Here is a 13706-nt window from a genome sequence, read left to right as displayed (position 1 = left end):
CGGCAAAGCGGTTTCGGAGTCCGCAATCAGGGCGACCGGCGGACCCACTCGTCAGTTTGGTATTTCGACTCCGCGCGCTCGCGTGCGCGTGAAAGTTCGTCGTCAGTCCACCCGCCCGCGTCGGCGTCGACCCACTCGGCAAGCGTCTCTCGGAGCGCCTCGACGACCGTTTCGCGGTCGATATCGACGTACGCGTCGATAGCCCCGACACGCTCCCGGAAGGCCTCGGGGTCGGGCTTGCCGGTGAAACAGTCACAGTGACGCTCGGGACGGGTCGACACCGAGAGCGACCCGTGCTGGATGACCGCGTCTTTCTGGCGGTACTGGGCGTTGCCGGCGAGTTTTCGGCCGTCGGGACCGACGACGTCGTGGGCGGGGTGGAGCGCTCGGAGGTAACAGGCCGGTTGGTGGACGGCATCGCGTTCAGACTCGACGAAATCGGCGTCGACCCCGATACTCTCGAAGGCATCGAGTATCGGCTCACAGAACAGTTCGTAGCACGCCATCAGGTCCCCCGGCACGGCGTCGGCCGGCGCGACGATGCCGTAGGAGAAGTCCGCGTAGTGGTCGTGGTAGATGGCGCCGCCGCCGGTCGGCCGCCTGGTGACGCCGATACCCTCGCGCTCACAGAACGCCCAGTCGATGCTGTCGGGGTCCTGACGGTATCCCAGCGAGAGCGTGTCGGGCCACGTGTACACCCGAACCGTCGCGGGGCCTCCCTCGGCCGCCGTCTCGGCGGCTATCTCTTCGAGCGCCATCGTCAGCGGTCCGTCGTGGGACTCCTCGCCGACGACGCGCCACTCTAAGTCCGCGAGTGTCATCGACGGCGGTAGGGAGCGGTGCGCGTTAGGCGTTGCGGGCCGCGGGTGGGTATCGATTCGGTTCGCTCGTCGGCTCTCCCGACTCGTTCAGTCCGGACCGCTGTATTCCTCGACGGCGCGTGCCATCACGCGGGACTCGGCCTTCCGGAGGTGTTCGGCGGCCGTCCCCGGCGCGCAGTCCAGTCGCTCGGCGACGTCCTCGGTCGTCCCGCTTCGCGGGTCGTCGTAGTAGCCACACTCGACCGCGGCGGCGACGGCCGCGAACTGCCGGTCGGTCAGCGTCGCGGCCGCCTCGAAGCGCCGGCTGTCGTACTCGCTGACCGCTCGGACGTCCACCCCAATGCCGTCGGGGACGGCCTCGATAGCCCGCTGGACGGTCCGCCCGGGACCGACGAGCGCGAGGCGAATGGTCCCATCGGCACGGTACGCGATGGGAGAGACGACCACGAGCCCGGCCTTGATGAGCGCGTCGACGAGTTCGTGGTCTTGCTCGGACGGGTTGCCCCGCACGTAGAGGTAGAACGTCTCGTCCGGGCAGGTCGATACGGCGTACTCGACGACGTTCTCGGCGGCTTCTAGGGCTTCGCGGTAGGGTTTGACAGGGTGACCGTCGACGTGGAAGAGGAAGGTCTGTACGTCCTCGCCGAGCGCGTTGCCCCGGACGAGGTAGCTGGCGTCGTAACCGTCGTGCTCGACGACGAACTGGTGCATCGGATGGCGCAGGTCGGGTGCCATCGAGAGGGAGAGCCTGACGTACTTCACGTCGGCAGTTCGGACACTCGGTATAAATGCACCTCGCAACAGAGGCAGTAAGGCGAGGAGGGATCCGGCTGACGACTCGCGTATGTCACGGACAGTCGGTGTCAGAGAGCGCGACGCACACGCGGACCTCGTCGAACCGATACGCGAGTACGTCACCGACGAGGAGACCCACGAGAACGCACCAGCGGTCGTGATTCGCGCCGACGAGGTGCAGACGGTGCTCTCGACGCTGAAAACCGAAGCGGGGCTGGACCACTGCGCCTGCGTCACCGCACAGGAGTACGCCGACCGCTTCGAGACCATCTACCACCTCCGAAGCTACGACGACCCGACCCGCGAACTGTCGGTGGTCGTCCCCACGACGTCGGACCGCCCCTGCAGCGAGTCGGCCGCACCGGTGTACCGAACCGCCGAGTGGCACGAGCGCGAGGCCTACGACCTGCTGGGCATCGAGTACGACGACCACCCGGACCTGCGGCGCATCCTCTTGCCCGAGACGTGGCAGGGCCACCCGCTGTCCCGTGACTACGACCAGAGCCAGCCCCAAATCGTCACCTTCCGCGAACACCAACACCTGCTCGAAGACAGGCGCACCGGTCCCGATACGATGTACCTCAACATGGGGCCACACCATCCCTCGACCCACGGCGTCCTCCACCTCAACGTCGAACTCGACGGTGAGGAAGTCGCCGCCGTCGACCCGGACATCGGCTTCATCCACCGCTGTGAGGAGCAGATGTGTCAGTCCAAGACCTACCGCCACCAGATAATGCCCTATCCCGACCGGTGGGACTGGAGCGGTGCCGGCCTCCTGAACGAGTGGGCCTACGCCCGCGCCGCCGAGGACTTAGCGGATATCGACGTGCCCGAGTACGCACAGGTGATTCGGACGATGTGCGCCGAGTTCAGCCGGATGCTCGGACATCTGCTGGCCTTCGGCACCTACGCGCTGGACGTCGTCGGCGAGTTCAACGTCGTCTGGCAGTACGCGGTTCGCGACCGCGAACTCGTCCAGGGGATTCTCGAAGACCTCACCGGCCAGCGCCTGATGTTCAACTACTTCCGGTTGGGCGGCGTCGCCTGGGACCTCCCCGACCCCTGCGAGGCGTTCTTCGAGAAGATATACTCGTTCCTCGATTCGCTCCCCGAGAAGGTCCAGGAGTACCACGACCTGATGACCAACAACGAGATACTCCAGATGCGAACCGTCGATACTGGATATCTCTCACCCGAGACGGCCAAGGCCTACGGCTGTACCGGCCCGGTCGCCCGTGGCTCCGGCGTCGACTACGACCTCCGCCGCGACGACCCGTACGGCTACTACGACGAACTCGACTGGTCGGTCGCCACCGAGGACGGCGGCGACAACTTCTCCCGCCTGCTGGTCCGGATGCGCGAAGTCGAGGAGTCCGCGAAGATAATCGAGCAGTGCGTGGACCTACTGGAAGCGTGGCCCGAGGACGACCGGGAGATTCAGGCCAACGTCCCGCGCACGATTCGGCCCGATCCCGACACGGAGATTTACCGTGCCGTCGAGGCCGCGAAGGGCGAACTCGGCATCTACATTCGCTCTGACGGCACCGACACGCCGGCCCGCTTCAAGATTCGTGGCCCCTCCTTCTCACACGTCCAGACGCTCCCGGTGATGGCCGAGGGCGAGTACATCCCGGACCTCGTAGCGACCATCGGGAGCCTCGATCCGATCATGGGTGACGTCGACCGGTAGGCCGTCGACGGGCCTCAGGAGGAGACCGGGACGTCCCCGATGTCGACGGTGTACTGCTGGGCCGAGGCGGTGCCGTCGTCTGGGGTGGTCACGACGGTGACGACGACGCTGGCCGGACGCTGGCCCTTCGGGAGCATCCACGACCCGGTGACCGACCCCGTTTCGCCGGGCGCGAGTCGCCCCGTCGTGGCGTCGCTTCCCTCGACGGTCCGGCCTGCCCGTGTCGTCGCCGTCCCGAGTCGGAGTTCGTAGGTGCTGTTACCACTGTTGTCGACGGCCACCGAGAGCGTGAATCGCCAGCCGTCGTTGCCGGTGACGACCGAGGCGCTGTCGACGCGTTCGACGGCGGCCGTCTCGGGCAGTATCTCGTCGCCGGCCGTCGCCCCCTCGATGTCCGGCGTCGGTGTCGACGCCGCACCACCGTCGCCACCGCCACCGGCGACGTAGTGCCCCAGTAGTCCGCCGAACGTCACCACCTCGATGAGTATCGGGATGCCGATAGCGAGGACGATGAGTATCCGTACCCAACTCGTCTGCTCCGGACCCTCGACGTCGTCTAACATGATGGAGTAGGGAAGTCGGCCTCAGACCGGTATCGGCGGACTGCCGGGCATGGTGATACCGTCGGCGAGCATGGCCGCCAGCGGCGGCCCGTACGCGATGACGATGAGCACCAGCGCGATGGCCGTCCAGAGCTTGTAGTTGTCGAGGATGCGCGGACTGTGTTCCGGTCCGGAGAGCGGCGCCGGGAAGTCGCTGTTGACCGACAGCGTACCGCCGCGGTGGGCCACCCACGTCTCGGCCATCACCGCGAGGAACATCACGGCGCCGAGGAACAGCAGGAGGCCACCGATAGCTATCTGGAGGCGCATCTCGGCGACGGTGCCGACGAGACCTTCGAAGGCAAATTCGTCGTAGGTCGGCTCTGCGGTCCGTCGCGGGATGCCCGCGAGGCCGGCCCGGTGCATCGCGTTGGACATCAGCGCCATGCCGACGAACCAGACGTACGGCTGTGCGATGGCGACCGACCGGCGCTGTAGCTGCTTGCCCGTAATCTGGGGCACCAGCCAGTAGCTAATCGCCATCGCCGTCAGCGCGAACGCCGTGCCGACGGTGAGGTGGAAGTGGCCGGGCACCCACAGCGTGTTGTGGATGAGGTAGTTGATGTTCATCCCGGCGTTTATCATCCCCGAAAAGCCGCCGGCGGCGAACATCAGGCCGGCGAGCATACACCCCGCGAAGGCCGGTTCGCCCCACGGGAGGCTCCGCAGCCATTTGAAGTACCCCTGTCCGCCGCGCTGGCGTGCCCCGTGTTCGACGGACGCGACGACGGTAAAGGCCGTCAACAGCGACGGCAGGAGGAGGAACATCGTGTTCGTCATCGCGATGAACTTGAACCCCTCCGGGATGCCGGGGTCGACGTACTGATGGTGGAACCCGACCGGCGTCGACAGCAGGAGGAAGAGGACGAACACGACGCGGGCCAGCGGGTCGCTGAACAGGCGCCCGCCCGCGAGTTTCGGCAGGATGGTGTACCAGACGAGGTACGCGGGCATCAGCCAGAAGTAGACGACCGGGTGGCCGAAGTACCAGAACAGCGTCCGGGTCAGGAGCGGGTCGACCTGACTGATGAGCCCAAGCGACCACGGGATGAGGAAGACGACGACCTCGACGGCGACGCCGATGGTCGAGATGTACCACATCAGCATCGTCGTCACGATCATGAACGTCTTCAGCGGGATGCGCTCGTCGGGGTTCTCGGCCCGCCACCCCCACAGCGCCTTGAAGTAGGCCAGTCCCGCTATCCACGACCCGACGATGATGAGCGCCGCGCCCACGTAGAACGCCGGGTGGGCCTTCATCGGCGCGTAGAACGTAAACAGCACGTCGGCTTCGAGGTCGTGGCCGAGGATGGTCGGCGCGCCGAAGACGCCGCCGAGGATGGCGACGGCCGCCAGCACCGTCCCGGTCAGCATCAGCCAGAACGCCGACCACGCGATTCGCTGTGGCAGTTCGCGGTCGAGGCTGTTCGTGACCCCCCACGCGAACAGGCCGGCGATGAAGAACGTCGTAAAGACCAGCGCCAGCAGGACGCCGTGGCCCGTCAGGAGCGTGTAGTAGTCCGCCGAACTGACGAACCCGCGGAACATGCCGGTTCGGTGGAGCGCCTGCACGATGCCGAAGAGGGCGCCGATACCCAGCGCGACGAACGCGACGATGAACTCGCTGCGAACGAGTTTCGACGTCTCCGGATACTCGTCGACGAACACCATCAGTTGGTCACCTCCGTTGCGTTGTACTGAGATTGTGGGACGACTTCGACCGAGCCACCCATCGTGTGGTGGCCGGCGCCGCAGTACTCGTGACAGACCAGCCCGTAGGTCCCCGTCTCGTCGAAGCGGGCCGTGACCTCGGCGACCTGTCCCGGGATGACCATCGTGTTGATGTTCGTCCCCGTGATGGCGAAGCCGTGCATCACGTCGGCGCTGGTCACCTTGAACGTGACCAGCGTGTTCGCCGGGACCCGGATGGGGTTGTCACCGCTGCCCGGGACGAACTGGAACTGCTGGGCCACCACGTAGACGACGTAGTGGCTGTCGTTTTGCTTGACGACGCCGGGGTCGTCGAAGGTGGTCCCGGTCTCGCCGCTCTGGACCGCTTGCGGGTCTATCTGTCCCCCCGAGTCGTCGACCATCGCGATACCAGCACCGACTGTGCCGTACGATATCGTCGCGATGAACCCGACGATGAGGAGCAACGCTGCACCGAGCCAGACTTTCTCGAAGTTGTGAACCTGCATGGTGAATCACCCGATGACCGAGACGCGGCCGAGGAACTCGACGAAGTACATGAACACCCACAGCAGGGCGATGAGCACGAAGTAGAACGCGACAAGCGCCGCAGTCCCCGTCGGGTCGAACTCCTCGTGGCCGAGTTCGACTGCCGGGTCCGCCTCTGTCGCTTCCTCGACGGGCACCGTGCCGTCCTCGCCGACGAGGTCCTGCGGTGGCCGCGTCGACTCACGGTGACGCATCGCCGCCGTGTACAGCAGCGGCGTGAAGAACGCGAAGAGGACGGACCCGGTGAGTAGCCACCGCGGGCCGGAGACGGGAAGGCGCTGTGTCCCGCCGCCACCGCCCCCACCACCGCCACCGGGCGGCCCACCGACGACGACGGCACCTTTCATCCCGAGCGAGAGGTGTGGTTCGCAGACGTACTTGTAGATGCCCGTCTCCTCGAAGGTGTAACTGTACGTGGTCCCGGCCTCGGCGACCGGGTCACCCGAATCGAGGGGCCGTCGCCGTCGGAGACGACGTTGTGGCCGCCGCCCTCCCCGTCCACGTCCAGACGACTTCCGTGCCGGGCGAGACGCGCACCGCGGGGGGGTCGAAGGCGAACGCGCCGTTGTTGCCCTGCGCGCCGACGGCTATCTCGACGCTGTCCTGTCCGGTCCGGTCGACCGTCTCGCCGTCGTAGTTCGAGACGTCGTCGAACCAGCCACCGTAGTCGGGGTTGGCCGGCGGTCCCTGCTGGGCGGTGCCGCCGCCGCTACTGCCGCCACCGGGTCTGACGACGACGGCGCCTTTCATCCCGAGACCGGCGTGTGGTTCACAGACGTACTTGAATATGCCCTCGCTCTCGAAGGTGTAGCTGTAGGTCGTACCCTGTTCGGAGACGAGTTCGCCGGAGTCCAGCGGCCCGTCGCCGTCCGAGACGACGTTGTGGCCGCCGCCCTCGCCCGTCCACGTCCAGACGACTTCCGTGCCAGGACTGACCATCACTGCCGGCGGAGCGAAGGCGAACGCGCCGTTGTTCCCCTGTGCCCCGACGGCGATCTCGACGGTGTCCTGGCCCCGTTTGTCGACGGTGCCGTCGTAGTTCGAGACGTCGTCGAACCACCCGCCGTAGTCGGCTTCTTCCTGTGCTGTCACCGTTCCGGCCGCGCCCAGCGCGGCCCCCGCGACCGCCGTCTGGACGAACTCGCGGCGTCTCAGCGCCATCGGTGACCCTCCCCGGGCGTAACCGACGGCGTCCGTCCGGTATCAGTTCCACTACCCATGTTCGTGGCGACAGTAGAACAGGGTAAAAAGCACGTACCGGCTTTTCAGCGGGTAAGAACTGGCGACGGTTTTTATGCACCCTCTATCGTACGGCAGACCATGTCCACGTCCAGCCCGCGACTGGTCACGGTGCTCGCCCTCCTCGGGCTCGCACCCGTGGCCTACTACTTGCTCGGAACCGGCCGGACAATCGTGGCGCTCTCGCTTGTCAGCGTCGTCCTCATCGCCGGGAGCCTCCTGCTGATGACCGGCCCGCACGAGGGACAGACAGCCTGAGATGGGTCCCGCGACGGCCGGCCTGACCGCTGGCGAGACGGCCGGACTGGCTGCTTTCGTCGGCCTCGGCCTCCTCGGGAGCGTCCACTGTCTGGGGATGTGTGGCCCCCTCGTGACGACCTACGCCGAGCGCCTCGACTCGGGTGGCCCCGTCTCGGGCCACGAGATTCGCCAGCAGGCGCTGTTCAACGTCGGCCGCGCCGTGAGTTACACACTGCTGGGTGCCGCGTTCGGTGCCGCTGGGGGGCTGCTGTACGACGTCGCCGGCCTCGCGCAACTGGCGACCACCGTCCGTGGCGTCGTCGGCGTCCTCGTCGGCCTGTTCGTCCTCGCCGTCGGGATAGGCTACCTGACGCGGGGGCAGGCCGTCGACGTGGCGGCCTCCCTGCCGGTCGTCGGCGGCCTGTTCCAGCGCGTCTCGGCGACGCTGGTCGCGCGACTCGACGACCTCGTCGATGGCCCCGGGATGGCCGCGCTGGGTGCGATGCACGGCCTGTTGCCCTGCCCGCTGCTGTATCCGGCGTTCCTCTACGCCTTCGCGACGGGGTCGGCCGTGACCGGCGCGCTCTCGCTTTCGGCACTGGGCGTCGGCACGGTTCCGCTGGTGTTCGCCTACGGCACCGCGTTCGGGTCGCTGTCGCCGGGCCGCCGGTCGTCGCTCCACCGCGCCCTCGGCGCCGTCTTCCTCGTCCTCGCGCTGGTACCGCTCGCCAACGGACTGGCGGCGTTCGGCGTCGCTGTCCCGAAACCGCCCCTGCCGATGCCGTGGACCTGACATGACCGACTGCACGCTCTGTGGCCTGCCCGCCGACGCGCCCGTCACCGACAGCGCCGTCGACGGCGCGTTCTGCTGTCGGGGCTGTCTGGAGGTCGCTCGGACGCTGGATGACCCCGCCGAGAAAGACGTCGACACCGTCGACAGCGGCCCCGACCCCGAGACGGTCGACGGCGAGACGGCCTTCCTCGCGGTCGACGGGATGCACTGTGCGACCTGCGAGACGTTCCTCGAAGCCCGGGCCACCGACCACGAGGGCGTCCGGGCGGCGGCGGCCAGTTACGCCACCGGGACGATGAAACTCACCTACGACCCCGAAGCGGTCACCGAGGACGACCTGCCCGAGGTGGTGGCCGGCACCGGCTACGAGGCGGGGTTCCAGACCACCGACCGCGAGGACGACTACGAACTAGAAGGTCGCCTCGTCGTCGGCGGGTTCTTCGGCATGATGACGATGCTGTGGTACGTCCTCTTCCTCTACCCGGCCTACCTCGGCGTCGACCCGGGACTGCTGTTGCTCGACCCGACCGGGCCGGCCGGCGACTACCTGCTGTGGAACATGGCGGTGATGACCGCCGTCGTCGTCGGCTACACAGGGTGGCCGCTCCTGCGCGGCGCCTACGTCAGTCTGCGGGCCGGCCGGCCGAACATGGACTTACTGGTGGCGATGGCCGCGACGACGGCCTTCACCTACAGCGTCGTCGCCGTCGGCCTCGGCGAGACGGAGGTGTACTTCGACGTGGCGACGGTCATCGTCCTCGCGGTGTCGGTCGGCGACTACTATCGGGACCGGGTCCGGCGGGCGGCGGCCGGGCGGTTGACCGACCTCACGGCCCAGCGCGCCGACTCGGCCCGCCGCCGGACCGAATCGGGCACCGAGACGGTCGACCTCGCGGCGCTCGACCCCGGCGACGAGGTGATCGTCAAGTCCGGCGAACGGGTGCCGGTCGACGGCAGCGTCGTCGAGGGGACCGGTGCCGTCGACGAGTCGCTGGTCACCGGGGAGTCCCTGCCCGTCCGCAAGACCGAGGGCGACGAGGTCGTCGGCGGCGCGATGGTCACCGAAGGCGCACTCGTCGTCGAAGTCGGCCCCGACGTCCGGAGCACGGTCGACCGCCTCACCGAACTGCTGTGGACCGTCCAGAGCGACCGCGGCGGCGTCCAGCGACTCGTCGACCGCATCGCGGCCGTCTTCGTCCCGCTGGTGGTCGCGCTGGCCGGACTGGCTGCTGTCGGACACCTCCTCGCGGGCGCGGGCGCGACCGACGCGCTGCTGACTGGCCTCGCGGTGCTGGTCGTCTCCTGTCCCTGCGCGCTGGGGCTGGCGACGCCGCTCGCCACGGCGGCAGGGGTCAAGACGGCACTGGAGGAGGGCATCGTCGTCACCGACGGCGCGGTGTTCGAGACGGCCACCGACGTCGACGTGGTCGCCTTCGACAAGACGGGGACGCTGACGACTGGCGAGATGACGCTCGTCTCCCGACCCGACGACGAAGTGATGCGTCGGGCCGCGGCCGTCGAACAGTTCGCGGACCACCCGCTGGCCACGGCCGTGTCCGAGGCCGCGCCGCCGCCGGACGCCGCCGTCGACGCGTTCGAGCGCCACCCCGGCCGCGGGGTCAGCGCCAGCGTCGGTGGGGAGCGCGTCGTGGTCGGCACGCCGTCGCTCCTCGGCGACAGCGGCCTCTCGGTGCCCGAGGACCTGCGAACGCGCTGTGCCGAGGCGCGAGCGAACGGCCACGTCCCCGCACTCGTCGGGTGGGGCGGGTGCGCCCGCGGCGTCGTCGTCGGCGGGGACCGCCCCCGCGACTCGTGGGCGTCGGTCGTGACCCAGCTCTCGGCCGACCACGAAGTCGTCGTCGTCACGGGCGACAGCCCCGAGGCCGCCGCGCCGTTCCGCGACCACGAGGCCGTCGACGAGGTGTTCGCCGGCGTCCCGCCCGAGGCGAAAGCCGAAGTCGTCGAGCGCTTGCAGTCGAGGGGGGCCGTGGCGATGGTCGGCGACGGCACCAACGACGCCCCGGCGCTGGGGTCGGCCGACCTCGGTATCTCGCTGGCCTCGGGCACGAAACTCGCCGCCGACGCGGCCGACGCCGTCGTGACGACCGACGACCTCCGGGCGGTGCCCCGCGTGTTCGACCTGACCGCGGCGACCCGCCGACGCATCCGAGAGAACCTCGCGTGGGCGTTCTGCTACAACGCCGTCGCGCTCCCGCTTGCACTGCTGGGCCTGCTGAACCCGCTGTTCGCCGCGCTGGCGATGACCGCAAGCAGTCTGCTCGTCGTCGGGAACTCCGCCCGGTCGCTCGGAGGCGAGCGGGCGGTGGGACCGGACGTCGGACCGACCGACGCAGTGGCCGTCGACGCCGACTGAGCGGCCTCGCAACCGTCCGTCTGCTTTTGTGCGTGCCGCGCCTACAGCGGGACGATGACCGAACAAGCGACCTTCGCCGGTGGCTGTTTCTGGTGTACCGAGTCCGTCTTCAAGCAGGTGCAGGGGGTCGAAGACGTGGTGTCGGGCTACGCCGGCGGCCACGTCGAGAACCCCTCCTACGAAGCGGTCTGTCGCGAGGAGACGGGCCACGCCGAGTGCGTCCAGCTAACGTTCGACCCCGACGTCGTGAGCTACGAGGACCTCCTCGCGGTGTTCTTCACGACCCACAATCCGACGACGCTGAACCGGCAGGGCAACGACGTGGGCACCCAGTACCGCTCGGCGGTGTTCTACCACGACGACGCCCAGCGGGAGACCGTCGAGGCGTTCATCGAGGAGATACGACCCGGCTACGACGACGACATCGTCACGGAAGTCGAACCGCTGGAGACGTTCTACCCCGCCGAGGAGTACCATCAGGACTACTTCGAGAAGAACCCGAACCAGGCCTACTGTCAGATGACCATCCCGCCGAAGCTAGAGAAGTTGAAACAGAAGCACGCGGAGTTGCTGGCATGAGCTTCGAGTTCACGACGACGGTGGACGTCCGCTACGACGATTTGGACACCTACGGCCACGTCAACAACGTCCGCTACGGGACCTACCTCGAAGAGGCCCGCATCGACTACCTCGCTGAGGTCGTCGCCCGCGGCGACCGGTCGTACCTCTCGGCAGAGGGTGAGGGGACCGGCATCGTCATCGCGAACCTCGAACTCGACTACGAACGCCCCGTTCGGTCGGCCGAGGCGGTCACCGTCGGCGTCCGGGTCCCCCACCTCGGCACCAAGAGCTTCCCGTTCGAGTACGAGGTCCGTGACGGCGACGCCGTCGCGGCCACGGGCGAGACGACCGTCGTCACCTACGACCGCGACGCCGGGGCCCCGCAGGAGATCCCCGACGACTGGCGCGAGGCCATCACTCAGTTCGAAGGCCTCTGATGCGCTCGGACACGCCGGGCGTCCACCACGTCTCGGCCATCGGCGGCGACCCACAGCGCAACGCGGAGTTCTACGTCGCGGGGTCGGGGCTCCGGCCGCTGGTGCAGAGGGTCGACGTCGAGGACGAGTTCACCCACCACCTCTACTACGGCGACGACGCGGGCCGGACCCTCTCGCCGACGCCGCCGAATCGGGGTCGCTCGCGAGGACGTCTGTCTTCGTCGGGTGTGGCGACGAGGACCCGAACGTCTCGCCGGACCGCGTGCGCGTGACGGCCGCGGCGTTCCGGGAACTGGACGCGACCGTGACCGAACGGGTGTACGAGGAGCTGGGCCACGCCACCAACGACGACGAGATAGCGGTCGTCGACGCCCTCGTCGCGGCCGTCGCCGACGGGTCATAGCCCCGCGACGCTGATGGCCGCGCCCAGCGAGACTATCGCCATCACGACCTCCGTCGACATCTGCGGCCCGTTCCTCCGCTTAATCCTGTTTTAACCACTCTATATAATAGATAGTTACAGTCCCGCGAGTAGTTGTCACAAAGGACATGAAACTACGCACACCAGTACTGCTCGCCATTCTCGTCCTCGCCCCGGTGGCCGCGACGCCGGTGGTCGACGCACAGGCACAGGCCTCCGGTCCGACCGCGATAACCGAGTGTCGGACCATCACCGACTCCGGTCGCTACGTCCTCACGCGGAACCTCTCCAGAGAGGAACTCACCGACGAACCGTGTCTCCGCGTGCGGGCGAGCGACGTCGTCCTCGACGGCCAGGGACACACCATCGAGGGTCCCCGTTTGGCGACCCCTGTCAGCGTCGGGGCCGAGGACCGGCGGCTCTCGAACGTGACCGTTCGTAACCTCAGCGCCGACAGCTACTACGAGACGTCGGCGATTGCTATCGACGGCGTCGACGGTGTCACCGTCGCGAACGTCACGCTGTCGGACAACCAGGTCGGCATCTCGGCGGTCGACTCGACAGCCGTCCGTATCGAAGACAGCGCCGTCTACGGCGGCGGTGGCTTCGGGGCGACGACGACGCCGTCTAGCTACGGGGTCGCCCTCGCGAACACCACCGACTCGGTGGTCACCGACAACAGGTTCGGCAGGTTCACTCGTGGGACCGCGCTCAACGTCGACGACGGGGCGCGGAACACGACGGTCGCGAACAACAGCATCCGTGGCTGTGTCGAGTGCGACGAGTCCTTCGAGTTCGAGTGGAACGCATCGTTACAGGACTTCGGGACGGGGATAGAGATAGCCCGTGCCACCGGGACAGTGGTCGTGAACAACAGCGTCTCGTACCACACCGACGGCGTCGTGGTCGAGGGAGATTCGTCCGACACGGAGATTCGGCAGAACCGAATCACTCACACCAAACAGGGCGTTCTGGTCGCGACGACCGGGCCGACCGGTACCGACGACACCGACCGGCAGACCCTCGTCGCAAACAACACGCTCCGGGAGAACGCCGTCGGCCTCGAGACGACAGCGACGCACGTCCCGCTCGTGATTCGGCACAACGACGTTGCTGGGAACGACCTCGGACTCTACCTCCCGGAGAGCGGCGTCTGTCCGCCCGGAGTCGTCGGGACAGAGCGAATCGACGTCAGTCGGAACGCCATCGTGAACAGCACGCTCTGGGCCGTCAACAACGAGCGCTCGGCGACGCTGAACGCGACGGCGAACTACTGGGGTGCCGCTAGTGGGCCGTCGAGTGCGAACGACACGGACGCCCCGTTCGCCGACCCGGTGACCGGGACGCTCGCGGACGGGCAGGGTGGTGCCGTGTCCGAGTCACCGACGACGGCGGGCGAGTCCAACGTCCGCTTCGACCCGTGGCTGAACGAGTCGGTGGCCGAGGCCGGCGCGCCGTAGCGCCCGCCCCGCACGCGACCACCGGTCCCGTC

The 13706-nt window shown here is 67.9% G+C and carries 16 protein-coding genes; 9 read left to right on the top strand and 7 right to left on the bottom strand.

The features are described 5' to 3' along the window. Positions 1-26: 26 nt before the first annotated feature. Together G9465_RS06475 and G9465_RS06470 are read right to left on the bottom strand one after the other, a co-directional pair. Positions 27-821, bottom strand: a complete 795-nt coding sequence (locus tag G9465_RS06475; RefSeq protein WP_166968385.1) for a biotin/lipoate A/B protein ligase family protein — start codon at positions 819-821, stop codon at positions 27-29. Between the two features lie 87 nt (positions 822-908). Continuing rightward, complete coding sequence (locus G9465_RS06470) at positions 909-1583, bottom strand: helix-turn-helix domain-containing protein (RefSeq protein WP_166968384.1); 675 nt, start codon at positions 1581-1583, stop codon at positions 909-911. An 82-nt stretch (positions 1584-1665) separates the two neighbouring features. Between G9465_RS06470 and G9465_RS06465 the strand changes: the two genes are divergently transcribed. Next, complete coding sequence (locus tag G9465_RS06465; protein ID WP_166968383.1) at positions 1666-3309, top strand: NADH-quinone oxidoreductase subunit D; 1644 nt, start codon at positions 1666-1668, stop codon at positions 3307-3309. A gap of 14 nt (positions 3310-3323) precedes the next feature. On the opposite strand, the gene G9465_RS06460 is transcribed toward G9465_RS06465, so the two are convergent. The 5 genes from G9465_RS06460 to G9465_RS25560 form a co-directional block, all read right to left on the bottom strand. Continuing rightward, positions 3324-3872, bottom strand: coding sequence for a hypothetical protein (locus G9465_RS06460; protein WP_166968382.1), 549 nt, complete (start codon positions 3870-3872; stop codon positions 3324-3326). 21 nt (positions 3873-3893) lie between these two features. After that, on the bottom strand, positions 3894-5582 hold the full coding sequence (locus G9465_RS06455) for a b(o/a)3-type cytochrome-c oxidase subunit 1 (protein ID WP_166968381.1): 1689 nt from the start codon (positions 5580-5582) through the stop codon (positions 3894-3896). Continuing rightward, the gene (locus G9465_RS06450; protein WP_166968380.1) at positions 5582-6109 is read right to left on the bottom strand and encodes a cytochrome c oxidase subunit II; all 528 of its coding nucleotides are present in this window, start codon (positions 6107-6109) and stop codon (positions 5582-5584) included. Before G9465_RS06450 ends, G9465_RS06455 begins: the two co-directional genes overlap by 1 nt. A gap of 6 nt (positions 6110-6115) precedes the next feature. Continuing rightward, positions 6116-6496 carry a signal peptidase complex subunit 2 gene (locus tag G9465_RS25565; RefSeq protein WP_255491968.1) on the bottom strand — a complete coding sequence of 127 codons (381 nt, stop codon included), beginning with the start codon at positions 6494-6496 and terminating at the stop codon, positions 6116-6118. A gap of 91 nt (positions 6497-6587) precedes the next feature. Continuing rightward, complete coding sequence (locus G9465_RS25560; protein WP_227015737.1) at positions 6588-7310, bottom strand: halocyanin domain-containing protein; 723 nt, start codon at positions 7308-7310, stop codon at positions 6588-6590. Between the two features lie 159 nt (positions 7311-7469). Between G9465_RS25560 and G9465_RS06440 the strand changes: the two genes are divergently transcribed. From G9465_RS06440 to G9465_RS06405, 8 genes are all read left to right on the top strand, one after another. Beyond that, complete coding sequence (locus tag G9465_RS06440; protein WP_166968379.1) at positions 7470-7646, top strand: hypothetical protein; 177 nt, start codon at positions 7470-7472, stop codon at positions 7644-7646. Between the two features lies 1 nt (position 7647). After that, positions 7648-8421: a sulfite exporter TauE/SafE family protein gene (locus G9465_RS06435; protein ID WP_166968378.1), complete on the top strand. Its 774-nt coding sequence runs from the start codon at positions 7648-7650 to the stop codon at positions 8419-8421. Between the two features lies 1 nt (position 8422). Then, on the top strand, positions 8423-10795 hold the full coding sequence (locus tag G9465_RS06430; protein ID WP_166968377.1) for a heavy metal translocating P-type ATPase: 2373 nt from the start codon (positions 8423-8425) through the stop codon (positions 10793-10795). 54 nt (positions 10796-10849) lie between these two features. Further along, entirely contained in the window at positions 10850-11374 is a 525-nt protein-coding gene (gene msrA, locus G9465_RS06425) for a peptide-methionine (S)-S-oxide reductase MsrA (RefSeq protein WP_166968376.1), read from the top strand. Next, entirely contained in the window at positions 11371-11793 is a 423-nt protein-coding gene (locus G9465_RS06420) for a thioesterase family protein (protein ID WP_166968375.1), read from the top strand. Before msrA ends, G9465_RS06420 begins: the two co-directional genes overlap by 4 nt. Then, positions 11793-12065, top strand: coding sequence for a VOC family protein (locus G9465_RS06415; protein WP_166968374.1), 273 nt, complete (start codon positions 11793-11795; stop codon positions 12063-12065). Before G9465_RS06420 ends, G9465_RS06415 begins: the two co-directional genes overlap by 1 nt. Further along, complete coding sequence (locus tag G9465_RS06410) at positions 12056-12196, top strand: hypothetical protein (protein ID WP_166968373.1); 141 nt, start codon at positions 12056-12058, stop codon at positions 12194-12196. The genes G9465_RS06415 and G9465_RS06410 overlap by 10 nt, the downstream gene beginning before the upstream one ends. A gap of 146 nt (positions 12197-12342) precedes the next feature. Continuing rightward, positions 12343-13674: a nitrous oxide reductase family maturation protein NosD gene (locus tag G9465_RS06405; RefSeq protein WP_166968372.1), complete on the top strand. Its 1332-nt coding sequence runs from the start codon at positions 12343-12345 to the stop codon at positions 13672-13674. Positions 13675-13706 lie beyond the last annotated feature (32 nt).

The sequence above is a fragment of the Haloarcula sp. JP-L23 genome (assembly GCF_011602445.1).
Lineage (GTDB): Archaea > Halobacteriota > Halobacteria > Halobacteriales > Haloarculaceae > Haloarcula > Haloarcula pellucida.
The sequence above is the reverse complement of the archived record's forward strand: the minus strand, read 5'-3'. Positions and strand labels throughout refer to the sequence as shown.

Excerpts from the sequence above, each read along its gene's own strand:
- G9465_RS06475 (WP_166968385.1), bottom strand. The coding sequence starts at position 821 with ATGACACTCGCGGACTTAGAGTGGCGCGTCGTCGGCGAGGAGTCCCAC.
- G9465_RS06465 (WP_166968383.1), top strand. The coding sequence starts at position 1,666 with ATGTCACGGACAGTCGGTGTCAGAGAGCGCGACGCACACGCGGACCTC.
- G9465_RS06460 (WP_166968382.1), bottom strand. The coding sequence starts at position 3,872 with ATGTTAGACGACGTCGAGGGTCCGGAGCAGACGAGTTGGGTACGGATA.
- G9465_RS06455 (WP_166968381.1), bottom strand. The coding sequence starts at position 5,582 with ATGGTGTTCGTCGACGAGTATCCGGAGACGTCGAAACTCGTTCGCAGC.
- G9465_RS06450 (WP_166968380.1), bottom strand. The coding sequence starts at position 6,109 with ATGCAGGTTCACAACTTCGAGAAAGTCTGGCTCGGTGCAGCGTTGCTC.
- G9465_RS25565 (WP_255491968.1), bottom strand. The coding sequence starts at position 6,496 with ATGAAAGGTGCCGTCGTCGTCGGTGGGCCGCCCGGTGGCGGTGGTGGG.
- G9465_RS25560 (WP_227015737.1), bottom strand. The coding sequence starts at position 7,310 with ATGGCGCTGAGACGCCGCGAGTTCGTCCAGACGGCGGTCGCGGGGGCC.
- G9465_RS06440 (WP_166968379.1), top strand. The coding sequence starts at position 7,470 with ATGTCCACGTCCAGCCCGCGACTGGTCACGGTGCTCGCCCTCCTCGGG.
- G9465_RS06435 (WP_166968378.1), top strand. The coding sequence starts at position 7,648 with ATGGGTCCCGCGACGGCCGGCCTGACCGCTGGCGAGACGGCCGGACTG.
- G9465_RS06430 (WP_166968377.1), top strand. The coding sequence starts at position 8,423 with ATGACCGACTGCACGCTCTGTGGCCTGCCCGCCGACGCGCCCGTCACC.
- msrA (WP_166968376.1), top strand. The coding sequence starts at position 10,850 with ATGACCGAACAAGCGACCTTCGCCGGTGGCTGTTTCTGGTGTACCGAG.
- G9465_RS06420 (WP_166968375.1), top strand. The coding sequence starts at position 11,371 with ATGAGCTTCGAGTTCACGACGACGGTGGACGTCCGCTACGACGATTTG.
- G9465_RS06415 (WP_166968374.1), top strand. The coding sequence starts at position 11,793 with ATGCGCTCGGACACGCCGGGCGTCCACCACGTCTCGGCCATCGGCGGC.
- G9465_RS06405 (WP_166968372.1), top strand. The coding sequence starts at position 12,343 with ATGAAACTACGCACACCAGTACTGCTCGCCATTCTCGTCCTCGCCCCG.